Origin of the sequence: Pseudomonas morbosilactucae, from assembly GCF_023241665.1 — a bacterium.
In the GTDB taxonomy this organism is placed as follows: Bacteria; Pseudomonadota; Gammaproteobacteria; order Pseudomonadales; family Pseudomonadaceae; genus Aquipseudomonas; species Aquipseudomonas morbosilactucae.
In genome coordinates this window covers 1-24,388 of sequence record NZ_JALQCX010000003.1, presented here as the reverse complement: position 1 = coordinate 24,388, position 24,388 = coordinate 1, and the positions used below count along the sequence as shown (strand labels likewise).

The window sequence follows — 24,388 nt, the reverse complement described above, 5'->3', positions numbered from 1 at the left end:
CGGCAGAACCCCGGCCGTTCAGGGCCGGCCGGGGTGAAGGTCAACGTTGGCGGGTCGGTGCGGCCACTGGCAGCAGGGGCGCGCCTTGCAGGGAACCGAGGCTGTTCCACAGGTCCACCTGTTGCACCGGGGCGCTCACCGGGCGCGACGGTTGGGCCACCGGGAACACACTGGCGACAGGGCGCGGCTGGCTGGCGGGCAGGGGCGGCACCGGTGCCTTGCCTTGGGCCAGGGCCAGGCTGTTGTCGAGGATCGCCTGGCTCAGGCTGGCGATGCTGTCGCCACTCAGGCGCTCGGGCAGCGGGTCGAGGCCGGCGGCCTGGTACACCGCGCCGTAGGCGCTCTGCAGTTGGGCATAGCTGCGGTCGCGAATGCGTGTGGCAAGCACGGTCTCGGTGCGCGTACGCACCCGTTCCACCAGGGTTTGGGCGTCGCTTTGCACCGCGCTTTCGGTCTGGGTCAGGATGCCGCGCTGGATGCGTTGCAACTCATTGGAACGGTCGAACAGCACGCTGGCTTGCTGGTACTGCTGCCAGGCCACGTTGACCTGGGTCAGCACCGCCATACGCAGGGCCTGGCGGCGCACATCGGCGACGGCCGAGCGGGCTTCGCCAGCGCGGACGATGGCCGGGTAGGAGAGCACGCTCATCAGGTTCCAGCTGACCTGGACACCGGCGTCGGCCCAGTGGTTGTTCACCGTGTAGCTGTTGCTGTCGTAATTGGTGCCGACGAACAGCGAAGCCCCGGGCAACAGGCGCAGCAGGGCGGAGCGGGTCTCCAGCACGGCGTTGCGCGCCAGGTAGCTCTCTTCACGCACTTCCGGACGCTTGACCATGGCCATGGCTTCCAGGTCATCCAGGCGGTAAGCCAGGGTCGGCTGGTTCAACTGCTGCTCGCTGGGCAGGACCAGGCGATAGTCGCTGGCCGGTGGCAGGTTCATCAGCGCCGCCAGGCGGGATTTGGCATTGGCCAGTTCACCGTCCACGGCCTCCAGTTGGCGGACCATTTCCAGCAGGCCTTTCTGGAAACGCAGGGCGTCCAGCGGCGCCAGCAGGCGTTGCTGCTCGGTCTGCCGGGCATGGGCCAGCGCCCCGCGGGCTTCCACCAGGGCCCGTTGCACGTCCGGCTTCAGGCGTTCGGCGGTGGCGGCTTCCCAGTAGGCGCTGCGTACCTGGGCAATGATGTCGGCGACGATCCGCCGACGACGCTCCTCGGCGGCCAGGCTCTTGTTGGCCTGGGCCTTGGCACTGAAGTAGCCGAGACCGAAGTCCAGCACGTTCCAGGACATTTGCAGGTCGGCGCTGCGGGTGCCGCGGTCCTGGCTGGTGGACGGCTCCAGGGACTGGTTGCCGGTGCGGATCGACTGGCTGGAGGAAGCCGAGATGTTGTCCCGGCCACGCCAGCCGGCGCGGGCGGCGAGCTTGGGCAGCATGTCGAGGTTCTGTACGTCCAACAGGTTGTCTTCCAGGGCGCGTTCCATCAGCCCCAGGCGTTGTTGCAGGTTGTACTTGACCGCCCGGGCCATGGCTTCTTCGAGGCTGATGGGGCGGGTCACCGGCTCCTGGCCGTCGAACATCGAGGCCCGGTCGGCGCTGGCCTGGGCCATCTGCTGGTCCAGGCTCACCGGTTCCGGCTTCACCGCGCAGGCACTCAAGGTGAACGCGGCCAGGCCGACGGCGAGGCGCAGCGGCAGGCGTTTGGCGGTGACGGGCGGTTGCTGCTTGATCACATGTATTCCCCTGAAAAAAGGCTGGAGCGGGCCGCCCTCTTGGCGTGGCTGGGCCGAGTGGCGGCAAAGATAAGAATAATTCTCACTATCGGGCAATCCCGGGTTCATTAAGAATCCTTAATGAACCCGGGCGTAGGCGGGGCGGGGGCTCAGGCGGCGTTTTTATCGTCGCCCGAGGCCGTGCCGAACAGTGCTTGCAACAGTGCCTGGCCGCGCGCCAACACGCCGCTCTGGCCACTGGCTTGCAGATGGCTGTCGAGGGCCGCCTGGCTCGCGGCCTGGCTCTCGCTGGCCGGCGCTTCGGCGGGGCTGGCCTGGAGGGTGGCGGCGCCATCCTCGCTGACCTGCAGGCGCACCGGGATTTCCACCCGATGCCCGGCGGCATCACGGGCCACCAGCCGCAGCTGCAAGCGTTGCAGTTCCGCCAGTTGCCGGCTTTCGACCTGGATCAGGCCACTGCGCCCATCGAAGCGAATCCAGCCGGGCAGGGGCTGGCCGTTGGCCTGGTGCAGGCTGATTTCCAGTGGTCCGCCGGCGTGGCTGAACAAGCCGTCGGGCAACTGGAAACGGGTCAGCAGGCTGCCTTGCTCGACGCTCAGCAGGGCGCCGAGGCTGCTGCGGGTGGCGCTCAGGCCACTGCTTGAATCATCGTTCAGGCGCACCAGGCGACCGCTGTAGTCCTCCAGTGACGACAGGCCGCGATTGAGGCCGCTCAGGTCCTGATCGTCCGGCAGGCCATTGAGGCTGCCCAGGCCCAGCCAGTTGGCGCTGGTACTGGCGCTGCCGCTGGACAGCGGGCTGCTCCACACCGGGGTCGGGGCAAAGCCGCCCATCGATTGGTCGCGCCCGGCCACAGGGGCTGGGGCGCTCCAACCCTGGCCGTCGCGCGGTACCACCGGGGTGGTGCTGTCGACAGCGCTGCTGGTCACGGCGACAGCCTTGACGTTGAGGGTCAGCTCGCGGGACACGCTGTCCCCCGACGGATCCGTGGCCACCAGGGTCAGGGTCAGGCGGCCGACGCTCTCCAGGGTGCCGGACAGGGTGCGGGTGGCCGAGTCGAAGCTCAGGCCGTCGGGCAGGTTGTCCAGGCTCAGGGTCAGCGGGTCGCCATTGGGGTCGCTGAACAGGTTGGCCGGCAGTACCACCTGATACGGCTGGCCGACCACCGCGCTCGGCGGCACATAGTTGCCGGGGCTGACCACCGGTGGCAGGTTGGGTTCGACGCCGTGCACGTCCAGGGCCACCGCCTGGGCGGGGCTGTCGACCTGGCCGTCATTGAGCACCACGCTCAGGCTCAGGCTGACGCTGGGTACATCCTCGGCGCTGTTGGCGTAGGTCAGTTGGCGCAGGATCGTGCGGGCTTCCAGGGTGCTGACGCTGGCGCTGAAGGTCAGGGTCAGTTGGCCGCCGTTGTCGACGAAGGTGCCGATCACCTCATTGCCGCGCAGCAACTGGCCGTCCACCAGGCGAATGCCGTTGCCATCGACAAAACCGAAGTGGTCGTCGCTGGACGGCACCGGGCTGCGGCTGACGCTGATGCTCGCCCCCTGATAGTCGCCGGCGCCGTTGTTGGCCGCGTCCAACTCGGCGTCGGACAGGGTCAGGTGGTCGGCAAAGGGCACCGGCTCGGCGCCCAATTCGTACTGCACCGGGTCCATGGCCTCGGCTTGCAGCACGGCCAGGCCGATTCCCAGCACCACCACGCCGCCGTCGTTGCTGAGGCTGATCTGCCCGGCGTTGACCAGGGCCGCTGCATCGCTGCCGCGCAGGGTGTCCACCAGGGTCAGTTGCTGGTTGGCGGTGCTGTAGCGCTGCAAGCTGCCGTCGCTGCTGCTGACGTAGAGCAACTGGCCGTCGGCCGACAGGGCCATGTCGCTGACGTTGCCCAGGCCGCTGGCGAGGATCCCCAGGTCGGTGAAGCTGCCGTCGGCAGCGTTGAAGCGCAGCACCTGCACCGAATTCGTCCCGGCCACGTAGATCAGTTGCCCGTCGGCGGAGGCCGCCAGGTGTTTCGGATCGGCCATGGACACGGTCTTGCCGCCGCTGTCGGTTTGCGTGTCGCGCACATAGCCGGCCACGCTCAGGCTGCCATCAGCCCCGCGCTTGTAGGCGATCAGGGTGTTGGCGAAGTTGCTTGAGGCCGGGTCGGTGACCACGAACACATAGTCGCCGGCCACCACCAGGGCCACCGGTTGGTGCTGGTAAGGCGCGGACCAGGCGTCGTTGCCCAGGTTCTCCAGGTAGCTCAACTGGCCGTTGCTGCGGTTGAGCACGGTGATGCCATTGTCGGTGAGCAGGTACAGGTGCTTGCCGTCTGCCGACTCCTGCAGGCTGATGGGGTTGAACAGCGAATAGTTGTTGCTGTCCTCGTTGATCAGGCTCTGGCCGACACTCAAGGCTCCGGTGGCCGGGTCGCGCTGCAGCACCACAATGACGTTCTCGCCACTGCCGCCTACCGCGTAGACCTGGCTGCCGTCCTGGGACACCAGCAGTTGCTGGATCGACTCCAGGCCGGTGGCAGCCAGGGTTTTCACGTAGCTCAGTTGGCCGGTCAGCGGGTCCCGGGACAGTTGGGCGATGGCGCCGCTGCCATCGCTGACGTAGACGCTGCGCCCGTCCGTGGAGAGGCTGACCTGGGTCAGGGCTCCCAGCCCCGGGACCTGGGTCAGGTTCTGCAGGATCGCCAGGTCGCCCTGGGACAGCAGTGGGTCCTGGGTCAGCACGGGCAGGTCGTTGATCGCGGTGATGGTGATGGTCAGGTCGAGGGTGCTGGAAGCCAGGCTGCGGTCGGCAAGGATCACGCTGATGGCGACGTTGGCGACCGGGGTGTGGCTGTCGTTGGCGTAGGTGATCTGGCGCAGGGCGTTCTGCACGTCGGCGGTGGTGGGAATGGTCCCGGCGTCGTCGTTGAAGCGAATGCTCAGCACGCCGTCGGCGTTGCTCAACTGGCCGATGGTCACGCCGTCTTTCTGCAGCGCGGTGCCATTGAGGGTCAGGCCGTTGCCGGCGTTGAAGCCCAGGTGGTCGAGGTGGGTGCTGCCGCTGCCCAGGGTGATGGTCAGGGTGGCGCCGTTGTAGTTGCCCAGGCCGTTGTTGAAACGGTCCATCTGCGCGTCCTGGACCACGACGCCCGGGGCGATCAGCACCGGTTCGCTGCGCTCGGTGTAGTCCACAGTGGCGCCGCCGTCCAGCACCGGTGGGCTGTTGGGCTCGCTGGGGCCGGTCAGGGTGACCTTGACCGACTCGGCCAGGGGGGTGCGGGTCTCGCCGCTCTGGCCATCGGTGTATTCATTGATGCTCAGGCCGATGGTGCGGGTGCCGCTCAGGCCGCTGCCGCTGTTGTTGTAGCCGATGCCGTCGATCAGGGCCGCGGTCTGCTCGGCGGAACGCATCAGGTACAGGGTCACGGTGGTCACGCCGCCGCTGATGGACACGCTGTAGCTCAGGCCGCTGGCGGTCTGGGCGGTGCCGCTGGTGGCACTGTCGAGGACGATCTTGTCGCCGCCGACCCGCAGCAAGTCGTGGGCGTTGGCGGCGTCCAGGGTCAGCACCACGTGCCAGATTTTCTGCTCGGCCTCGATGGTGTCGATCTGCGTGTCCTTGAACAGGCTGACGAACTCGTTGTCCTCGGCCAGGGTCGGGTTGAGCACGGTGCTGTCGAGGATCGCCGGATCGTTGACCCCCACCAGGTTGACCTTGACCCGCACGCTGGCGCTGTTGTTGTCGCCGTCGTTGAGCTGGATCGCGAACTTCGGCCCGGCGCCCTGGGCGGTGGGGTCCTGGCTGCTGTTGCGGTAAGCGATCTGGCGCAGCACGTTGCGCGCATCCGCCGGGCTGGTGGCGGCAATAAAGGTCACCGTCAGCACACCGTTGTTGTCCACGAAGTTGGCGATCGCCACACCGTTCTTGAAGATCTGCCCGTTGCTCAGAGTCAGGCCGTTGTCGGCGATGAACCCGTAGGTGTCGGCAGCGTTGCTGCCGCCGTCGCGACCGATGGTCAGGCTGGCGCCGTTGTAGTCGCCGGCCGCATCCAGTTGCGGGTCGCTCAGGGTGCCGCTGGGCAACAGGGCGATGGCGGCGTCGCCTTCGGTGTAGGTGACTTCCGGCAGGCCGATGTTGAGCACCAGCAAGGTTTCGTTCCAGTCCACCGAGCCGCTGATGTACAGCTGCTTGCCGTCCGGGCTCAGGGACACGCTGGTGAGGTCGGCAAAGCCGATGCCCCAGGGGTTGTCCCAGCGGTCGAAGCTGCCTTGCAGGGTCAGTTGGCCGCCGCTGTCGCGTTTGAACACCTGAATCTCGCTGCCGATCACGAACACCGCGCTGCCGTCGGCGGCCACCTGGATGTCGGTGACGCTGCCGTCCAGCGCCAGGCTGCTGACCAGGCTCAAGCGCCCGTCGGCGCCGATGGCGAGGATTTCCAGGGTCTGCTGGGTATCGTTGTTCAGGGCGTAGAGGGTCTTGCCGTCGGCCGATACGCTCAAGGCCTGGATGAAGAAAGTGCTGTCGGCGCTGCCGCCCACCAGGGTGTTGATCAGGGTCAGGCTGCCGTCGTTGTTGATGGCCATGGCCGTGGCGATGCTGTTGTCGCCCGAGGCGCCGATAAACAGGAAGCGACCGTCGGCGGACACCAGCAGGTGCTGCACCCCTTGCAGGCCGTCGATGCCGCCGACGCCGTCCTGATAGGTGCGCAGCAGGGTCAGTTGGCCGTCGCTCTGTTGCTGGTAGACCCGCACGCTGTCGCCGCTGGCCACATAGACCTGGTCGCCGTGGCTGGCGACGGCGGTGATGCTGCTGTCGGCCGGGCCGGCCAGTGTCGAGCGCAGGGTCAGTTGGCCGCTGTCGCTGTCACGGCTGAATACCAGCAGGCTGTTGGCGTCGCTGCCGATCACATAGAGGGATTTCTGGTCGGCGCTGACCACGACTTTCAGGGCGCCGGCCAGGCCGGCGATGGCACTGTCGGACAGGCTCTGGACCCAGGTCAGGCTGCCGTCGGCGGCGCGGCTGAAGACGCTCACCGAGGACGGGCCGTCCGGCGAAATGCTCACCACGTAGAGGTACTTGCCGTCCCCGGACACCACCGTGTCCTTGGCCCCGGCCAGCACGCTGCCGTCGCTGCCGGGGACGTTGCCATCGGTGTTGCCGCCGTACTCCAGGGAACTGGAGTCGCCACCCAGGCTCGGCACCTGGCTGGGGTCGGCGGTGACCTGCAGGCTGATCTGTCGTTCGGTGGCATTGCCCAGGCTGTCGACCACGCTCAGGGTCAGCAGATGCTCGCCCACACCCAACCCTGATGGGGTGCCGGACAGGGTCAGGGTGGCGGCGTCGAAGCTCAGCCCGGTGGGCAGGCCGCTGAGGTCCCAGGTCAGGCTGTCGCCCTCGGCGTCGCTGAACAGGTCGCTGGGCAGGGTCACGGTGTAGGGGCTGTTGCCGGTGGCGGCCGGCAGGCTGTAGCCCGGGTTGCCAACCTCCGGGGCTTGGTTGAGCAGCAGGGTCAGGCCGCTGCTGACGCTTTTGCTGCCGTCGCTGAAGCTGATTTGCAGGTCGACCCGGGCCGGCTGGCTGTCGGCGCCGTTGGCGTAGGTGAGCTGATGCAGGACCTGGTTGACCTGCTCCTGTGTGACCTCGGCGCTGAAGGTCACCTTGAGGGTGCCGCCGCTGTTGCTGACCTCGGCGATCGGCTGGTTGTCGAGGAGGATCTGGCCGCCTTCCAGGCTCAGGCCATTGCCGGTGCTGAAGCCGAACAGGTCGTTGCTGTTGGCGCCGCCGTTGCGCACCACGGTGATGCTCGCGCCCTGGTAGTTGTCGAGGGCATCGAGGTCGATGTCGGAAAAGTCCAGGTGTTCGGCGAAGACCGTCGGCTGTTGTTCGCTGTAGTCGCCGTTGCCTTGGCCGAGAAGATGTCCAGGCCGCTGATGAAGCTGGAGGTGCCGGTGTACAGGTTGAGGCCGTCGCTGCTGACCGTCAGGTGGTTGTAGTTCTTGTTGCCCTTGAGGTTCTCGACGAAGGTCAGCTTGCCGGTGCTGAGGTCGCGGCTGAACACCAACAGCGACTGGCCGCCGTAGGTGCTGACGTACAGGGTCTTACCGTCGGCAGACAGGGCCATTTCCCGCAGGGCCAGGGAGTTGGAGTATTTAGTGTTGTAGGTGTCCACCGAGCCGACGTAGCTGAGGCTGCCGTCGGCCTGGCGTTGGAAGATCGAGACAAAGGCGTAGCTGCCCGAGGACACGTAGACGAAGTTGTTGTCGGGCGAAATCACGATGTCTTGCAGGTTCTGCAGGTAGCGCAGGTCGGTGGGCTGGTTGGCCGCGTCGGCGCTGGCGGCGATGCTGGCCTGGGTGATCGCGCTGACGTAGGTCAGGACGCCGCTGGCCGGGTCCCGGGAGAGCACGGTGATCATGGCGCTGCTGGCGTTGCTGATGTACACCGACCGGCCATCGCCGGACACCACGATGCCGGTGGGCACGTTGAGCCCCAGGGCCGCGCTGCCGCCGACATAGGAGCCGATAAAGGTCAGGGCGCCGCTGTTCGGGTCGCGGCTGAACATCGCCACTTCGCTCTTGCCGGTGCTGACGTCGTGGGGGTTGACGCCGTTGATGGTGTACAGCGATTGACCGTCGGCGGACAGCACGATTTCGCTGATCGGTGCATTGAGGCCGCTGGTGCCGCTGGCCGCCACCGAATCGAAGGTCAGGGTGCCGTTGGCGTCACGCTTGAACAGCAGCAGGCTGGCGCTGGTCACCGAGTTGGCGGTGCTGTAGCCGGCCACGTAGACCAGGCTGCCGTCCGCGGAAACCGTGACGGTGCTGATGGTGTTCAGGCCGTTGACTTCGATGGCCACCGTGTCCGGGTTGTCCACGCTGCCTTGGGTAAAACTCTGGGTCAGGCTCAGGGCGCCGGTCAGCGGGTCGCGGCTGTAGACCCGCAGGTAGCTGATGCCGCTGGTGTTGCTGCCGCTGTTGCCGATCACCAGCAGGGTCTTGCCGTCGCTGGACAGGGTCACGCCGCTGACGTAGTCGGTGTAGCCGCTGAGGCTGCCGTTGAAGTAGTAGAGGTTGGTGTCCACGCTGACGTCGACCTGGGCCTGGGGCGCGTTGTTCACGGCGATGGCCAGGGTGGTGCTGATGTTCAGGTCGCGGCTGTCGCTGCTGCCGTTGGCGGTGCCGCCGTCGTCGCGCAGGGTGGCCAGGGTGAAGGTGCGGCTGCCGCTGACCGCGCTGGCGCTGTCATTGACGTAGGCGATGCCGTTGACCAGGTTCTGCACGGCGGTGCTGCTGATGCCGCTGTCGCGGCTGATGTGCAGGGTGGCAGTGCTGCCGTCGCGCACATAGCTGTAGCTGTAACCGCTGGCCGTGGTGCCGCTGCCGGACTGGGACAGGTCGATGCGGGTGCCGTCGACTATCAGGAATTCGTTGGCCGGGTTTACCAGGCCGCTGACCTTGAGGTCCAGGGACAGGATGGTTTGCCCGACTTCACCGGTGTTCACCGCGGTGTCGCTGAACAGTGGGGTCTGCACCGTGGCGGTGTCGTAGGGGGTGTGGCTGACCACGGTGGTGGTCAGGGTCGGCGCACTGTTATTGCTCAGCAGCAAGGTCAGGACCAGGGCCTGGCTGTTCAGTTCGCCGTCGTTGGCCACCAGGTTCAGGCTGATCAGGGTGCCGTCGGGCGAGGTGCTGTTGTGGTAGGTCACCTGGTGCAGCACGGCATTGGCCTCGGCGCTGGTGAGCTGGGTGCTGAAGGTGATCGTGAGGGTGCCGCCACTCTGGTTGAAGGTGCCGATTTCCACGCCGTTCTTCAGCACCTTGTCGCCGGACAGGCTCAGGCCGCTGCCGGTCTTGAAACCAAAGCTGTCGTCGCTGGAGGCACCACCGGTACGTTCGAGGGTGACGCTGGCGCCCTGGTAGTTGCCCTGGCCGGCGTTGAGTTTGTCGAGGTTGACGTCGCTCAGGGTCACGCCGCTGGCGACTGTGCTGTCACTGCCGCTGATGTAGGTCTGCACGTCGCTGAAGCGGTTCAGGCCGGTGCCGCCTACCACCACCGACTGGCCATCGGGGGAGGTACTGACGGTGACGGCGCCGGGCACGTCGCTGAGGGTGCCGGTGAGGGTCAGGCGGCCGTCGCTGCCGACCCGGTACACGCTCAGGGTGCCGCCGCTGCTGGACGTGGCGAACAAGCGCTGGCCGTCGCTGGACAGGGCCAGGCTGCTGACCCCGCCGAGCAGGGTGCTGTCCACCAGCACCAGTTCCTTGCCGTCGCTGCTGTCACGCAATTCGAGCACCTTGATCACGCCGTTGCTGGCGTCACTGAGGTAGACGAAACGGCCGTCGGCGGAGGCGGTCAGGGTGGTCGGCGTACTGCTGCTGATGCCCACGCTGAGGGTGCCGTCGAGGAGCTTGGTGAGCTTGCCGTCGCTGCCCCGTTCCAGGGTCACCACGCTGGTGTTGGAGACCACGTACACGTAGTCGCCCACGCTGAGCACGGTGCGCGAACGGCCCCCGCCCAGGGCGCCTTCATTGAGGCGCTGCACGGCGGTGGTGCCCAGGGCCCCGGTCTCGGTGTTGCGTTCGAACACCGCCAGGCCGTCGTACTGGTTGGTGACATAGAGCTGCTTGCCGTCCTCGGACAGTGCCAGGCTGATCAGGTTGCCACCGGCGGAGGTGCTGGCGGCGTAGCTGAGCTGGCCGTCGCCGGCGACATTGAGGGTGATGATCTTGCTGCCGGACAAGGCGTACAGCGACTTGCCGTCGGCGCTCAGGGTCAGGTCGTTGAGGGTGCCCAGGTCGGTGACGTTCTTCAGCACCTGTTCGGTGGTCAGGTTGCCGTGTTCGTCCACGGCGAAGGTCACCAGGGTGCCGTTGGCGCCGGCGGCATACAGGTGCTTGCCGTCGGCGGAGTACACCACTTCCTTGCTGGTGCCCAGGTCCTTGATGTTTTGCGCCTGGGCCAGGTCGGGCACCCCGGCGTCCACCAGCACCGGCGGGCGGTTGGTGTCGTTGACCAGGTTGATGCTGGAGCTGAGGTTGAGCGCGGTGGTGTCTGTACCGCCATCGGCGGTGCCGCCGTCGTCCTTGAGGCTGCTCAGGGTGATGGTCCGCGCGCGCTGTCGATGCTGGTGTCCAGGGCCTTGTAGCGGATGCCGTCGACCAGCGTCTTGAGGTCGGCGGCGCTGTTGGCGTCGGACGAGGAGAGGAAGAGCGACACCGTGGTCTGGCCGCCCGACGTGCTGACCTGATAGGAGTAAGCGTTATTTTCGGTGACGCCACTGAGTTCGCTGGTCAGCTGGATGGTCTTGCCATCAATCACCAGGGCTTCCTGGCTGTTGCTGCTGTCCACGGTGATCACCAGGGTGTCGAAGGCCTGGCCGCTGTCCACGGTCGAGGCGCTGGTGTTCTTGAACACCTCGACCCCGGTGGCGTCCGACTGGCCCACCGTATAGGTGGCGTGGCTGGCGTCGGCGCTGAGGGTCGGCGCCTGGTTGCCGGTTTGCTGGGCTTCGGCCTGGGCCGCGGTTTCGGCGCCGGTGGCGACTGCCGCCGCATCGAACATCATCCGTGGTTCGAGGGCCAGGGCCAGGGTCGAAAGGCGCGGGCGGTTGGAGCGAGTGGGCGCAGTCATGGCGGAATCCTTTGTTGAAGGGGGCGGGCAGGCGAATGGAAGAAGCGGGGCAATCACTCGATCAGGCGGGCGTAGCGCTCGTGTTTGATCTTGTCGGCGATGTCCTGGAGCAAACCGTTGATCTCGCGTTCGCCGTCGGCGAAGTTCTCGGCGTCGGCGAAGACCATGTTCTGTTCACCGTTGGTGCAGATGCGCAGGCCGGGGCTGGCGACCTTGTCGAACAGCTGGCGGCCGAAATCCTTGGGGTCGCCGGGGCGCACGCCGATGAAATAGAACTTCAGGTTGCGCTCGCGAAAGCTGTCGCACAGCCGCTGGAAGCGCCGACCGGCCACATCGTTGGCCGAGGTGGTGTTGCTCTGGCCGTCGATGGCCTGGCCGACTTCGCTGTTGTACGCGTCGGTGTCGAACCAGTTACCGGTGGTGTTGGCCAGCATGACAATGATCTTGACGTTGTCGGCGTTGCCGTCCTGGTTGAAATCCAGGGGGCGCTCGCTGTCGCCCCAGCCATTGAGGCCGCGCATGTTCGGTGACAGGGACATGGCGGCCCAGCCCATGGCGATCGCGTAGTTGGTGTTGAAGCGGGTGGAGAGTTGATCCAGGCGCTGGTCGATTTTCTCCCGGTCCTGGGTCAGGGGCAGCAGGGCGGCATTCGGGCAGCCTTTGTCGGCGACCATCCAGCGGGTGTCCACCACGCCGTCGGCCTGGCCGAAGTCCGGATTGGGCCCGCGCCAGGAAATGGCCGGCGCACCGGGGCTGCCGTTCTCTGGCAGGTCGTGGCGGTAGTAGACCTTGAATTGGCCTTCGGGCGGTTGGTCCCAGTAGTAGTTCTGACCCAGGCCCAGGCCGCGGTACATGCACAGCAGGTTGGCCCGGCGATCGGGTATGCGCCGGTCGGCCAGGCTGGCGTAGCCGGTGCGGAACAGGCTGCGCAGTTCCACCGGGTTCAACGCCCCGGGGGCGGCCCAGCGGTTGATCCGCTGCGGGTCCTTGGCGTCGTAGACATTCACCGCCTGGCTGTAGGGGATCAGTGACAGCCAGACTTTGTTGCTCTCGTCCTGCTCGCCGTCTTCCCCTAGCAGGTTGTCCGCCAGGGACTTGCCCAGGCGGCGCAGGGCGGCGAGGTCGGGCTCGGTTTCGGAGAGGGTGGTGGGCAGGATCAGCGCCACTTCGGTGGGCCGTGACAGCACTTCCGAGGTCGAATGCACCTGCTGTTGCACGGCACCGCCGCCGATCAGCGCGGCTTGGGCCTGGAGGTTGATGTCCACGCGCAGAGTCACCGGGCTGTCACCGCCACCACCGCGGGTGACTTTCATCGAGTCGTAGGTGATCTGCTCAAACAGGTCGCTGTCCATGCCCAGGTTGTTCTGCACATAACCCCAGGCCATTTTGCTCAGTTGCTCGGGGGTGCTGCGGCTGTCCATCAGCAATTGGTTGCCGATGGCGATGGCGGCGGCGTCGGTGGCACGCTTGATTTGCGCAGCGTTGTTGGTCATGCGCGCCAGGTCGATGGCGTAGGCGGTGGCGAGCAGGGCGCCGCCAATGGCCAGGACCATGAACGGTGCCACGCCGCCGTGCTCTTCGACCGCCAGGCGCGCGGCCTGGCGGCGCAGGCCGGCCACCAGACGCTGGTAGCGGCGCGTCATGGCTGTTTGCTCGGCAGCAGCGTGTCGTAGGGGATGTACAGGCCCTCGTAGGCCAGGCCCGCGTTGACCAGCAACAGCAGCAGCGGCACCCGTTGCTGGCCGGCGCAGGCGTGCAGCTGGCGCAGCAGTTGGACGGGTAACCGGGAAAGCGGGAATGTCATGACGGGGCTCATCGTTGCCGGGGGATCAGGCCGAGCGGGAGGGGCATCCGCTGCTCGGCAGGTGGCGGCAAAGATAAGAATAATTCCCAATATCAGGCAATCGCCGGTTCATTAAGAATGCTTAATACGCCTCAGCAGCCGGCCCGGCGCTCCGGGCGCGACCAGATCCAGCCCGCACCCACCGCCATACCGCCGCCGGCCAGGAGCAACAGCCACAAGGGCGGTGCGTGCCACAGCAGCAGGCCGAGGCACAGCAGCATGCTGAGGCTGGCGTAGAGTTTGTTCTTGCGCTCGATGACCCCGCCGTCGCGCCAGTTGCGCAGCAATGTGCCGAACACCCGGTGTTGCAGCAGCCAGCGATTCAGGCGCGGTGAACCGCGACTGGCGGCCCAGGCGCTGAGCAGGATGAATTCGGTGGTGGGCAGCCCCGGGACGAACAGCCCGAGGATGCCGCAGCCCAGGCTGGCGTAGGCCAGCACGACATAGGCCAGGCGTTTCAGGCCGCGACTGGGGGCGGCGGGCAGGGGTTCGGCGGGGACAGGGGCAACCACGGGTTTGGCGGGCATGACAGGCTCTGGCGGCAACGGCGGCGAGGGTCCGCAGTAAAAGTCAGATGCCGCCCGCGCACCAGTTAAGAAGCCTTAATAAAGGCCTTAACCGGCGTCGTCCTTTTCTTCGGCCTCAATGCCGGCTTCCCGGGACAGCTGTTTATCCAGTTCGGGCTCGTCATAGAGCATGCGGCTGAAGGCCAGGGCCTCCATCTCTTTATCCATCAGCAAGGCGCTGCCCAGCAGCAGCGCGCTGCTGTTGCGGCACAGTTGCACGACGATCACCGAACGCTGGCTGACGCCGTCTTCGTCTTTGTCGGCGTCCTGGGTCTCTTCCTCGGGCAGGCCGCCGACGTACTGCCGGCCCTGGCTGTAGCTGGGACAGATGCCGGTGACGCTGCCCCGTTGCAGGGGCTTCCAGGTCATGCTGCGGTCCAGGGAGACCTTGCTGATGACCATCTCGTAGTCCCCCAGGACCTTGGGCGAAGCGGCCTGGCGCACCAGGGCGTCGAGGCCGTCGGCGTCCAGGGTCGGCTGGGCGGCCAGCACCGAGGCGACGTTGTGGGCCGACTGCTCCATGTAGCCCGGGCCTGACTGACGTTGTACAGGTCGGCGCTGACCAGAGCGGTGCCCACCAGCAGGGGCATGACCAGCGCCGTTTCCAGCAGGGCGTTGCCGCGTTGGCGGCGGGGCAGGTTGCGCATCAGGCGTCGTCCTCGCTGGGGTCTTCGCTGGGCAGGTTGCCGAGCAGGTGGCGGTATTGGTACTGGAAACCGTTGCCCAGGCCGAACAGGGCTGGCAACGGGGTGATAAAGGTCTGGGTCAGGTCCACGGTCACGCTGAGGATCGGCGGCGACTTGAAACTCTGGGCTTGCTGCTCCTTCTCCGCGGGCGTGGCCTCTTTACGGTCCTGGCCGAACAGGTGCAGGTTGTCGAACGGCAGGACATCGATCTCCAGGTTGTCCTCGGTCAGAAAGCCGTAGCTGTACTCCAGCATGCGGGTCTCGATGTCGGCCTGCAGGAGGTCGGGGCTCTTCTGGTAGAAGCTTTTTTCACGGCGGAAATCCTGCACCGCGTGTTCCAGGGCCAGGCTGCCGATGCCGATCATCATGGCGATGCGCGCCAGCTCGAAAAGGATCATCACCGCGAACAGCAGCACCGGCAGGATGAACGCGGTTTCGGTGGCGGTGACGGCCTGCTGGTCGCGCCACAGGCGACGCAGGGGTGAAAGGCTTGAAGGTGCGGGCATGGGCGGGGCTCAGTTGTGCTCGGCCAGGGCCAGCGGGCGCTGGCTGGCGGCCAGCAGCTCACTGGCCAGGGGCGCGCCGTTGGCAATGCGTTCACGGGTGGCCTGGAAGTCCCGCAGGATCGGCTCGGCGTAGCTCGGGTCGAGGGTTTGCAGGAGCACCCGGCGCGCGGTGTCGTCGTGGCCGTCGAGCACGTAGGCCAGGGCCAGGTTCAACTGCAGCGAGGCTTCGCGGTCTTCCCGGGGCTGGTTGAGCAGGCCGATGGCCCGGGCGCTGTCGCCGCTGGCCAGCCAGCTCAAGGCCAGGTTGTTGGTGGCGGCGGCATTGGCCGGGTCGATGGCCAGGGCTTTTTCAAAGGCTTCGCGGGCGGCTTGGTTCTGCCCCTGGATGTTCAGGGCAACCCCCAGACCGTTCAGGTTCTGCGGGTTGTTCGGCTCGACGTCCAGGGCGCACTGGAAGTCCCGCGCGGCCAGTTCCGCGCCGCCCATGGCCAGGCGTGATCGGGCCAGGCCGCTGCACAGGGCCAGGCGCTGGGGGGTGGCCATGGCTTGCAGGTTGCCGCCCAGTTCTTCGCGGGCGCGGTTGTACAGGGCGAAAGTTTCCCGGGGCGAGCGGACCTGGGCCGCGACGCTGGCGAACTCAATCAGGTACACGCCCTTGAGTTGCTGACGCTGGTCCATGCGCTCGTAGATTTCATAGGCCCCGCTGAGGCGCCCGTTGTCCCGCAGGACCCGGGCCAGGCGCAGGGCTTCCTTGGCTTCTTTGCCGGTGAGGGCGGCAACGCCGTTGTCCGCTGGGCCGAGGGCCGGCAGGCTGCTGCAGCCGCCGAGGGTGAGCAGGCCAAGCAAGAGCAGGGAGGGCAGGTAACGAGGCATGGTATTCGGGCTCCGAAAAAGGAAAAAAGGGGTTCAACTGCCCAGCAGGCGGACAATCCGCACCATGGCCGGGGCGCCCATCATTGCGATGATCGGCGGCAGGATCAGGGTCATCAGCGGCACGCTGAGTTGGGCCGGCAGCTTGCCGGCCTTTTCTTCGAGATTGAGGATCAGGGTCTTGCGGCTTTCATCCGCGATGGTTCGCAGGGCCTGGGACAGGGGCGTACCGTAGCGCTCGGCCTGGATCAGGGTCGCGACCATGGTTTCAATGCTGCGCACCCCGGTGCGTTCGGCCAGGTTGAGCAGGGCCTTGGGGCGGTCGCTGAGGATCTGCAATTCGGCCTGGGTGTAGCGCAGCTCGTCGGCCATCTCCACGGCGGACAGGCTCATTTCCTTGGCCACCACTTGCAGCACCCGGCCCAAGGGCAGGCCGGCCTCGGCGCAGATCACCATCAGGTCGAGGGCGTCCGGCAGGCTACGGTCCAGGCGGCCGCCGCGCTTGGCGGCACGCACCTTGAGCCAGAGCTCCGGCAGGGTGGTGCCGACAAACAATGCGATCAGGCCGCCGGCAATGCCGTTGAGGCTCATGCGCGAACCCGGCTCCAGGACCCCGAACAGCACCCCCAGCAGCAACGACAGGCCCAGGGCGTACTTGCCGCTCATCAGCAGGCCGAGGGCTTCGCGGCTGCGAAAGCCGGCCATGGACAGCAGGCGCTGCAACTGCGCACGGTCGCTGGCGGTGCCGGCCAGGCCATTGCCCAGTTGGGCGATGGGCAGCAGCAGCGCTTGCAGGCGCGGCGAGAGTTGCAAGCCCTGGCCGCGGAGGATGTTGTCGTCGCCCTTGGCCTGGGCTTCGGCGGCGGGTTTGCCGCCCAGGCGCAGGGCCAGGCCCGCCGGGCGCTGCCGCTGGTACAGGCCGATCAGGGCCATGCCCAGCCCGCACAACAGCAGGCCGAGGGCGGCCTGGGCCAGGGGATCGTCCAGCAGGCTCATAGCACTCTCCTTACCATCAGGTGGGTGATCAGCAGGCCCAGGGTGACGCTGCCAAAGGCGTAGAACAGCACGCTGTTGCCGGTGGGATCGTTGAGCAGGAAGTGAAAGTCCTTGGGCGAGTTGAGGTACATGTAGCCCAGGGACAGCGGCACCAGGGCTCCGACGATTTTCGCCGAGGCGCGGGCTTCCGAGGTCTTGGCCTGGATCTTCAGTTGCAGCTCGTGGCGCTCACGCAGGGTTGCGGACAAGCGGTCGAGGGTTTCCCCGAGGCGCCCACCGGCTTCCTGGTTGATGATCAGGATCACCGCGAAGAAGCGGTACTCGTTGAGCGGTACGCGCAGGGTCGAGTCCTGCATCACCTGGCGCAGCGGCACCCCCAGGCGCAGCCAGTTGTCGATCAGGGCGAACTCCACGGCCAGGGGCCCGGGAATGTTTTCCGCCACCAGGGTAAAGGCGTTACTGATGGGCACCCCGGCACGTGCGGTGCGGGTGATGGCATCGATGGCCTGGGGCAGGCTCAGCTTGAGCTCCTTGAGGTGCTTGGCCAGGGCACTGCGGTACAGCAGGTTGCCGATGCCGAAGAACGCCAGCAGACCGAACAGGCTGCCGAACAGCAACGGCATCGGCGTGTCGCGGCCCAGCAGCACGGCAATCATCAGGCTGGCCATGCCTAGCAGGGTCAGGCGCATGCGCAGGGTCTTGTGCCAGCCCAGCACCCGCAGGTTGAGCCACAGACGGGCAAAGGCCGGGCCCACCAGCGGCAGCGTGCCCAGGGGCGGGTTTTCCAGTTGGCGCAGCACGTCCTGGGCGTCGCCCAGCGCGCCGCTCGGCTTGGCGCTGGTGGTGTCGCGGTCTTCCAGCAGGGTCTTGAGCTGGCTCATGCGCAGCGCCGTGTCCTGCTCGCGTCGGCGCCGGCCGTTGAGGCTGCGGGCGATGAAGAACACCAGCAGCACCAGGGCAAACACCAGCAGGGTGAACAGATCGAGAAGGGCGTCCATCAGTGCTGCCCTTCGAACAGGTGAGCGTGGCTGGTGTAGAACTGCGGGCGCTGGCCGCTGGCGACGAACTGGCCGATCAGGTGGCCCTTGGCGTCGACGCTGCTGGTCTTGAAGCCGAACAGTTCCTGGGTCTGGATCACGTCGTTTTCCATGCCGCAGATCTCGGTGATGGAGACCACGCGCCGGGCGCCGTCGCGCATCCGCTCGATCTGCACGATAAGGTTCACCGCACTGGCGATCTGCCGGCGGATGGCTTCCAGGGGCAGTTGCATGCTGGCCATCATCACCATGTTCTCCATCCGCATGATGGCGTCGCGCGGGGTGTTGGAGTGCACGGTGCACAGCGAACCGTCGTGGCCGGTGTTCATGGCCTGGAGCATGTCGAAGCTTTCACCGCCCCGCACCTCGCCGAGGATGATGCGGTCCGGGCGCATCCGCAGGGCGTTGCGCACCAGGTCGCGCTGGTCGACCTTGCCGGTGCCTTCGGCGCTGACCGGTCGGGTTTCCAGGCGTACCACGTGGACCTGTTGCAGTTGCAGTTCGGCGGCGTCTTCGATGGTGATGATGCGGTCGGCGTCGCTGATCTTTTGCGACAGGGCGTTGAGCAGGGTGGTCTTGCCCGCGCCGGTGCCGCCGGACACGATGATGTTGAGCTTGGCCAGCATGGCCCGTTGCAGCACCTCGGCCATTTCCATGGACATGGCCCCGCGCTCGGCGAGGATTTCCAGGGACATGTTGCGGCGCATGAACTTACGGATCGAGATGGTGGTGCCGTCGATGGCCAGCGGGTAGGTGATGACGTTGACCCGGCTGCCGTCGGCCAGGCGCGCATCGACCATTGGGTGGCTTTCGTCGATGCGCCGGCCCACGGCCGCTGCAATGCGCTGGGCGGTGTTGAACACATGCTCTTCATCGATAAAGGTGATCGGTGACAGCTCCAACTTGCCGAAGCGCTCGACGAACACTTGGCCTGCACCGTTGACCAGGATGTCGTTCACCGAGTCGTCGGCCAACAGCGGCTGGATCGGCCCGATGCCGACCATTTCGTTGAGCATCTCCTCGGCGATGCTTTCTTCTTCCTGGCGCGACAGCTGCAGGCGGCTGTCGTCGCAGATGCGGCGGATCACCGACTCGATCTGTATCCGCAGTTTGTCGCGGCCCAGGCTGGCGGCTTTCAGCGGGTCGATCTGATCGTACAGCTGGCTGCGGATCAGCCGCCGATTGTGCGCGGCGGCGGGGTCCATGGCCTTGCTCGTCGGGTTGCGCTGGACGCTGGTGGCGCGCACTTCCTGCTGGCTTGGGGCTTGTGCCGCCGGGCTTGGCGCGGGCCGTGCCTGGGGCTTTTTCGGTTGACGGATGAGCATGCTGGTTTCCTTGACTCAGGCCGCTGAACGGCTGCGCCCCAGGGCGTGCTTCAAGCGGTTGATGATGCTCAGGGGCGCGGTGCCCCGCTTGTCGGGCTGGCGCCCGCAGGCCAGGTCGGCCAGCTCCAGCAGGGCGACCTGGAACCCCGGCGTGCTGTCCAGGCGCAAGGGCCCGCGCAGCAGGCTCTGGCTCAAGGCGTTGCCCGCATGGGGCAGGACCAGGTCGAAGGGGCGGCCGACGAAATCTTCGAATTGCCGACGCTCGACGATGCCGGCCTGGGGCTGACGCGACGGGTTGGCCACCAGCAGCAATTGCTGGCCGGAACTCTCGTCGCCGATCTCCCGCAGCAGGCGCAGGGTGTTGCGCGCGTCCTGCACGTTGAGGTCGGTGAGGATGATCCGCGTCTGGGCATTGGCCAGCACTTCCAGGGCACCTTGCGGGCGCCCGGCGGGCAAGTCCCAGAGCACCTGGTTGAACATGTGGCAGAGGTTGCCCCCCAGGTTCAGCAACTGCTCGATGGACAGTTCCGGCTGGGCGTGCAGTTGGGCTTCCTGGGCCAGCAGGAACAGGCGTTCGTTGATCTGGCCCATGGAGCGTTGCAGGAAGCGCGTGTCGATTTCCTCGCTGCCCAGCACCGCGGCCAGGCCGGCTTCGCCTTCGTAGCCCAGAAGCAAGGCCTGGTCGCCGTTGCCGCGGTCGAAGTCCACCACCGCGCAATGGGTGTGGCGCTGTTCCGAGAGCAGCCGGGCCAGGCCGCTGACCACGGTGCTGGTGCCGCTGCCGCCAGCGGCGCCGGTGACGGCGATGGTGCGCCCGGTGCGGGCAGGCATTTCCTGTTCGCTGCCGGCGGCACGGGTCAGGGTGTCGGCCAATTGATCCAGAGGTACGGGCTTGATCAGGTAGTCGAACAGGCCGTGGTGCAGCAGGGTGCGGTACAGGTTGACGTCCTGGCGGCTGCCCAGGGCGATGATCTGGCACGCCGGATCACAGCTCTGGTTGAGCTCGTTGATGGCCTGCAAGGGCAGGGCTTCGCCGTCCAGATCCACCAGCAACAGCGCCGGAACCGGGTGCGTGCGGGTCCACTGGATGGCCGCGGCAATGCCACCGGGCAGGGCCCGTTCGGCCAGGTAGCCGAGGCGCGCCAGGTGCTCGCCGTAGAGTTTGGCTTGCTCGGCGGTGGAGGCGAACAGCATCAGTTCCGGCAGCTGGCCGGGGGTCTTCGACAGGGGTACCGAATGGTCGTTCATGGCGAGGCTCCCGGGGGTCAGTTTTTGCTGAAGTCGATGTCGAGCAGCTCGCGCGGCTCGTCGTCGTAGTAGCGGGTCACACTGTTGACTGCGGCGGTGCCGTCGCCGCTGTCCAGGGCCTGGGCCCGGGTCAGGTCGCGTGGGTCGGCGACCATGCGCGCGATGTTGGCGCGGTTGGCGCAGCCCAGGGTGCCGGTGGCCTGGAACGGCTTGACCGTCCAGTTGCCGCCATCGGCGACCGCGCAGTCGGGCACGCTGACCACCATGGCTTCGGAGACCACCTGCAGGTCTTCGTTGTTGCCCCCGGCGGCGCTCAGTTGCACCGGCGCCAGGATCACCTGGTGGGCCGGGGTGCCGAGTTCCTGCAGCACACTGGCCAGGCGCCGGGCCAGGGTTTCCCCGGCGGGGGTGAAGGGGCGCAGGGTCAGGGTCTGGTTACGCAGGCGGCCCTGGCTGCGCAGCAAGGTGTTGAGGTTGGCCAGGGAGTCCGGGGTCAGGCTGCCGCTGTCGCTGGCGTGCAACGCGGCCATCAGCGCCGAGGGTTTGACCACCGCGTCCTGGGCCTGGACGTAAGGGGCGAAACGGCTTTCGCGGAGGTTGTGCACCTGGTGGTCGCAGCCGCCGAGCAACAGGGTGGCGGCCAGCAGGGGCAGAAGGGGTTTGATCGCAGGCATGGGCATCTCTCCGTGACTCAGTACAGGTAGCCGGCGGATGCCTGGCTTGGCAGTTGGGTGTCCAGGGCGCGAATGCCGCGGCCAGGGACCTGCAAGTCGCCAGGGCTGGTGGGCTCGACCACGTAGGCGGTGGCGATGATCACCAGCTCGGTGTCGGCCTGATCGTTTTTCTCGGTCTCGAACAGGCGGCCCAGGCCGGGGATGTCCTTGAGCCCGGGAACCCCGCTGATGCTCTGGTTGATGTTGCTGCGCAGCATGCCGGCCAGGGCGAAACTCTGGCCGCTGGCCAGTTCCACGGTGGTGTCGGCGCGGCGCACTTTGAACGCCGGGATCACGTTGCCTTCCAGGGTCACGGCGCCCTCGTCGGAGAGGTCGCTGACTTCCGGGGCCACGTGCAGGCTGATGCGGTTGGGCGAGAGCAGGGTGGGGGTCATGCGCATGATGACCCCGTATTGCTTGTATTCGATGCTCACGTTGTTGTTGGTGATGATCACGATCGGCACCTCGCCGCCGGCGGCGAAACCGGCGGTCTCACCGGACATGGCGGTCAGGTTGGGTTCCGCCAGCACCGTGGCCAGGCCGTCTTCGGACAGCGCGGTGAGCAAGCCGGCGACGCTGGTCGAGCCCCGGGTATGGGAGCCGCCGGCCACCGCATTGGTGGCGGTGCGCAACGGGGTGATGCCGGTGTTGGTGGCGGTGAACAGGCTGCTGGCATTGCTGAAGAAGTAGTTGTTGTTCTTCAGGGTGGCTTCCCAGTTCATGCCCAGTTCGCTGCTCAGGCTGCGGGACACCTCGACGATGCGCACGCTGATGTTGACCTGGGCCGAGAGCTCGACCTTGAGCTGGTTGATCACCCGTGGCGGAGGCGCGTCACCGCCGCCCGCACCGCCACCGCCGCCGCCCTGGCCGCCGTTCTTGTCGTCGCTGGAACCCAGGTAGGCCTGGACGCTGCTGATCACTTGCTTGGCCTGTTGCGGGGTCCGCACCTGGCCACGCACGATCAGGCCGTTGCCCGAGGAGGGGCCAAATTCCACGTGGGCCCCGGGGATTTCGTTGTTGATCTGTTGGCTCAGGGCCGCCAGGTCATGGTTGGCCACCAGGCGGATCGCCACGATCACGTCGTCGTTGTCGTCAAGGGCGTACAGGGTGGTGGTGCCGGCGCCTTCGGCAAACAGGAACACGCTGCTGCTGGACGGCATCTGGAAGCTGGCGACCCGAGGATCGGCCACCAGCACCTTGGCGGCGGCACGGGGCAGTTGCAACAGGCGGCCTTGCTTGACCAACAGCTGGATGTCTTCGGTCTCTTTGACCTGGGTCAGCTTGGCCGGCAGTTTCGGGCGTTTGACCGGCGGGCTGTAGAACTCCGCTTCCGGGGTGGGGGCCACGTCTTCATGGACCGGGCCGATGATCTGGTCTTCGGGGTAATCCTGGACGGGTTCTTCAGCAAGGGCGATCAGCGGCCAGGCCGTACTGGCGCTCAGGGCGCACGCCAGCGTCAACGCCGGAGTCTTCGAGGCGAACTTCATTGTGTTGGGTTCCGAGTGGGCGAGTGCGGCCAGTTCTGTGCTGGCGGTGAATAGGGGTGAAAGCGTTACTGTTTGACCTTGACCACTTGCATGTCCTTGCCTTGGTAGGTGTGTACCGGTCGGCCCAGCGAGTTGTAGATGCTGGTGGCGTCATGCAGGGTGGTGGCTTGGCGGTTGCCATCCAGGGGGTGGCCGCTGCTGGGTTCGGCCAGGCCGCGCAAGACCAGTTGCAAGGTGCCGATCTCGCGGGCGACGGCCAGGCGTTCAGCCTGTTGCGGCGGCACTTCGAGGGTCACGGTTTCGTAGAACTCGTTATCGCGGCGCTGCTTCTTTTTCGCCGCCTGGTCAGCGGCGCTTTCGCGCAGGCGCAAGTCACTGCGGGCCACGTTGTTCAAGGCCAGCACCCGCACATCACGGAGCAAGGTCTGGGAGGCCACCGGCGGCAAGCTGCCGGACGACACGCCGCCGCGGTTTTCTTCCTGGGAGCGGTTGAGGCTGAGGATCACATCGACCCGGTCGCCGGCGGACACCAGGCCGGAGTTGCTGGCCACGGCGTTGGTCGGCACGGCAATGGCGCGCATGCCGGGCTTGAGCACCGCGGCGACGAAACCGGGCTCGCCGGCGTGGACCACCAGGTTGTTGAGCAGGGGCTGGCCCTGGGCGATGGGCTGGCGCACGGTGGCACCGAGCACCAGGTCCACGCTGTCCTGGTCCCGCAGGAAGTACAGCAGCGGCGAATGCTGGGTGTCGACCTCAAGCCACTGCACGGCGCTGTAGTCGAGGAATTCGCCAGGCTTGAGGTCTCGCGAGGTCACCAGGATCGCCTGCTTGGGCGGGGCGACTTCGACGGGCGGCGCGACCTGCACCACCACCGGGGCCGGCGGCGTGGCCAGCAGGGCACGGGCCAGCAGCGCGGCACCGCCGGCCACTACCAGGGCACCGGCGAGCAGAAGAATGGAAGGGGTTTTCATGGGGTCGGCCCTGGGTCAGGAGTGAATAGGGAAGAGCAGGGTGTAGAAGGCGCCGCTGGCGATGGCCAGGCCGTAGGGAATGCCTTGTGGGCGCTCCGCTGTCAGCACGGTGGGCACTGGAATGTTCAGCCGCGGGTAGCGCAGGCCGAGTTTCAACCAGCCCTGGGCGCAGGCGTTTTCCACCAGGGTCAGGGCGGGCAGCGCCAGGGCCAGCATGCCGCCGGCCAGGGCGGTGACGATCAGGAACGCCATCAGGTCGTCGCAGTCGATCCACAGGCACATCACGGCCATCAGCTTGACGTCGCCGGCACCGACCCGGCCCAGGCTGAACAGGCCGTAGCCCACCAGCAGCACCAGCACGGCGCCAGTCAGGGAACCGGACACTTCATGGACAATCTGCCCCTGCTGCAACGCCGCCCAAGGGCCCTGGCCCAGCAGCGCCATCAGCGGCAATGCCAGCCACAGCGCGATCAGGGTCAGGATCAGGGTGTTGTGAATGCGCCGGTACAGCAGGTCGCTGCAGATGACCCAGCTCAGGGCAGGCACCAGCACGAGCATGGCGAGGGTCGAAGGCATGACTGATCTCCGCCGTGCTGCGCTTACTTGGTGCTGCCGGGGTTGTTGGTGTTGGTGATCTGGTCGGCGATGGTGGCGAAGCGTTCCTTGAGGGCAGTCACGAACACCCCTTCAGAGCCGAAGATCACGCCGATAGCAGCGGCCATGGCGGCAGCGAGAATGCCGTATTCGATGGCGGTCACGCCGCTTTCGTCGGCAAGGAAGGCTTTAAGACGGTTGGCCA

Annotated in this window: 19 protein-coding genes; all 19 read right to left on the bottom strand. The window is 66.7% G+C overall.

Annotated features, from left to right (window positions below; translation table 11 throughout):
- Window positions 1-40 precede the first annotated feature (40 nt).
- Complete coding sequence (locus M1B35_RS00580) at window positions 41-1,729, bottom strand: TolC family protein (RefSeq protein ID WP_268260911.1); 1,689 nt, start codon at window positions 1,727-1,729, stop codon at window positions 41-43.
- A 149-nt stretch (window positions 1,730-1,878) separates the two neighbouring features.
- Window positions 1,879-7,506, bottom strand: coding sequence for a putative Ig domain-containing protein (locus M1B35_RS00575; RefSeq protein WP_268260910.1), 5,628 nt, complete (start codon window positions 7,504-7,506; stop codon window positions 1,879-1,881).
- Window positions 7,443-10,682: a beta-propeller fold lactonase family protein gene (locus M1B35_RS00570; protein WP_268260909.1), complete on the bottom strand. Its 3,240-nt coding sequence runs from the start codon at window positions 10,680-10,682 to the stop codon at window positions 7,443-7,445. The genes M1B35_RS00575 and M1B35_RS00570 overlap by 64 nt, the downstream gene beginning before the upstream one ends.
- Before the next feature lie 122 nt (window positions 10,683-10,804).
- Complete coding sequence (locus M1B35_RS00565) at window positions 10,805-11,341, bottom strand: hypothetical protein (RefSeq protein WP_268260908.1); 537 nt, start codon at window positions 11,339-11,341, stop codon at window positions 10,805-10,807.
- A 53-nt stretch (window positions 11,342-11,394) separates the two neighbouring features.
- A complete protein-coding gene (locus M1B35_RS00560) occupies window positions 11,395-12,984 on the bottom strand; it encodes a hypothetical protein (protein WP_268260907.1) in 1,590 nt (529 codons plus the stop codon).
- Complete coding sequence (locus M1B35_RS00555) at window positions 12,981-13,145, bottom strand: hypothetical protein (protein WP_185039256.1); 165 nt, start codon at window positions 13,143-13,145, stop codon at window positions 12,981-12,983. Before M1B35_RS00555 ends, M1B35_RS00560 begins: the two co-directional genes overlap by 4 nt.
- A gap of 131 nt (window positions 13,146-13,276) precedes the next feature.
- Window positions 13,277-13,711 carry a YbaN family protein gene (locus M1B35_RS00550; protein WP_268260906.1) on the bottom strand — a complete coding sequence of 145 codons (435 nt, stop codon included), beginning with the start codon at window positions 13,709-13,711 and terminating at the stop codon, window positions 13,277-13,279.
- Window positions 13,712-13,798: 87 nt separating this feature from the next.
- Window positions 13,799-14,272: a hypothetical protein gene (locus M1B35_RS00545; RefSeq protein WP_268260905.1), complete on the bottom strand. Its 474-nt coding sequence runs from the start codon at window positions 14,270-14,272 to the stop codon at window positions 13,799-13,801.
- A gap of 124 nt (window positions 14,273-14,396) precedes the next feature.
- On the bottom strand, window positions 14,397-14,942 hold the full coding sequence (locus tag M1B35_RS00540; RefSeq protein ID WP_268260904.1) for a TadE/TadG family type IV pilus assembly protein: 546 nt from the start codon (window positions 14,940-14,942) through the stop codon (window positions 14,397-14,399).
- 9 nt (window positions 14,943-14,951) lie between these two features.
- Window positions 14,952-15,815 (bottom strand): tetratricopeptide repeat protein, encoded by an 864-nt coding sequence (locus tag M1B35_RS00535; protein ID WP_268260903.1) that lies wholly within the window; start codon window positions 15,813-15,815, stop codon window positions 14,952-14,954.
- Window positions 15,816-15,848: 33 nt separating this feature from the next.
- Window positions 15,849-16,808, bottom strand: a complete 960-nt coding sequence (locus tag M1B35_RS00530) for a type II secretion system F family protein (RefSeq protein WP_268260902.1) — start codon at window positions 16,806-16,808, stop codon at window positions 15,849-15,851.
- Window positions 16,805-17,806 (bottom strand): type II secretion system F family protein, encoded by a 1,002-nt coding sequence (locus M1B35_RS00525; RefSeq protein WP_268260901.1) that lies wholly within the window; start codon window positions 17,804-17,806, stop codon window positions 16,805-16,807. Before M1B35_RS00525 ends, M1B35_RS00530 begins: the two co-directional genes overlap by 4 nt.
- Window positions 17,806-19,170, bottom strand: a complete 1,365-nt coding sequence (locus M1B35_RS00520; protein WP_123333594.1) for a TadA family conjugal transfer-associated ATPase — start codon at window positions 19,168-19,170, stop codon at window positions 17,806-17,808. The genes M1B35_RS00525 and M1B35_RS00520 overlap by 1 nt, the downstream gene beginning before the upstream one ends.
- A gap of 15 nt (window positions 19,171-19,185) precedes the next feature.
- Window positions 19,186-20,418 (bottom strand): CpaE/TadZ family protein, encoded by a 1,233-nt coding sequence (locus tag M1B35_RS00515; protein WP_268260900.1) that lies wholly within the window; start codon window positions 20,416-20,418, stop codon window positions 19,186-19,188.
- 17 nt (window positions 20,419-20,435) lie between these two features.
- A complete protein-coding gene (locus M1B35_RS00510) occupies window positions 20,436-21,092 on the bottom strand; it encodes a CpaD family pilus assembly lipoprotein (RefSeq protein ID WP_268260899.1) in 657 nt (218 codons plus the stop codon).
- Between the two features lie 17 nt (window positions 21,093-21,109).
- Window positions 21,110-22,618, bottom strand: coding sequence for a type II and III secretion system protein family protein (locus tag M1B35_RS00505; protein ID WP_268260898.1), 1,509 nt, complete (start codon window positions 22,616-22,618; stop codon window positions 21,110-21,112).
- A gap of 65 nt (window positions 22,619-22,683) precedes the next feature.
- Window positions 22,684-23,589: a Flp pilus assembly protein CpaB gene (gene cpaB, locus M1B35_RS00500; RefSeq protein WP_123333586.1), complete on the bottom strand. Its 906-nt coding sequence runs from the start codon at window positions 23,587-23,589 to the stop codon at window positions 22,684-22,686.
- Window positions 23,590-23,604: 15 nt separating this feature from the next.
- The gene (locus tag M1B35_RS00495) at window positions 23,605-24,165 is read right to left on the bottom strand and encodes an A24 family peptidase (protein WP_268260897.1); all 561 of its coding nucleotides are present in this window, start codon (window positions 24,163-24,165) and stop codon (window positions 23,605-23,607) included.
- Between the two features lie 23 nt (window positions 24,166-24,188).
- On the bottom strand, window positions 24,189-24,388 hold a 200-nt coding region (locus M1B35_RS00490; protein WP_268260896.1), incomplete at its 5' end, for a Flp family type IVb pilin.

Bases quoted from the DNA above. Each gene is read 5' to 3' on its own strand.
- M1B35_RS00535 (WP_268260903.1), bottom strand. From the start codon at position 15,815: ATGCCTCGTTACCTGCCCTCCCTGCTCTTGCTTGGCCTGCTCACCCTC.
- M1B35_RS00515 (WP_268260900.1), bottom strand. From the start codon at position 20,418: ATGAACGACCATTCGGTACCCCTGTCGAAGACCCCCGGCCAGCTGCCG.
- cpaB (WP_123333586.1), bottom strand. From the start codon at position 23,589: ATGAAAACCCCTTCCATTCTTCTGCTCGCCGGTGCCCTGGTAGTGGCC.
- M1B35_RS00550 (WP_268260906.1), bottom strand. From the start codon at position 13,711: ATGCCCGCCAAACCCGTGGTTGCCCCTGTCCCCGCCGAACCCCTGCCC.
- M1B35_RS00565 (WP_268260908.1), bottom strand. From the start codon at position 11,341: ATGACTGCGCCCACTCGCTCCAACCGCCCGCGCCTTTCGACCCTGGCC.
- M1B35_RS00555 (WP_185039256.1), bottom strand. From the start codon at position 13,145: ATGACATTCCCGCTTTCCCGGTTACCCGTCCAACTGCTGCGCCAGCTG.
- M1B35_RS00545 (WP_268260905.1), bottom strand. From the start codon at position 14,272: ATGGAGCAGTCGGCCCACAACGTCGCCTCGGTGCTGGCCGCCCAGCCG.
- M1B35_RS00495 (WP_268260897.1), bottom strand. From the start codon at position 24,165: ATGCCTTCGACCCTCGCCATGCTCGTGCTGGTGCCTGCCCTGAGCTGG.
- M1B35_RS00505 (WP_268260898.1), bottom strand. From the start codon at position 22,618: ATGAAGTTCGCCTCGAAGACTCCGGCGTTGACGCTGGCGTGCGCCCTG.
- M1B35_RS00520 (WP_123333594.1), bottom strand. From the start codon at position 19,170: ATGCTCATCCGTCAACCGAAAAAGCCCCAGGCACGGCCCGCGCCAAGC.
- M1B35_RS00540 (WP_268260904.1), bottom strand. From the start codon at position 14,942: ATGCCCGCACCTTCAAGCCTTTCACCCCTGCGTCGCCTGTGGCGCGAC.
- M1B35_RS00525 (WP_268260901.1), bottom strand. From the start codon at position 17,806: ATGGACGCCCTTCTCGATCTGTTCACCCTGCTGGTGTTTGCCCTGGTG.
- M1B35_RS00560 (WP_268260907.1), bottom strand. From the start codon at position 12,984: ATGACGCGCCGCTACCAGCGTCTGGTGGCCGGCCTGCGCCGCCAGGCC.
- M1B35_RS00510 (WP_268260899.1), bottom strand. From the start codon at position 21,092: ATGCCTGCGATCAAACCCCTTCTGCCCCTGCTGGCCGCCACCCTGTTG.
- M1B35_RS00530 (WP_268260902.1), bottom strand. From the start codon at position 16,808: ATGAGCCTGCTGGACGATCCCCTGGCCCAGGCCGCCCTCGGCCTGCTG.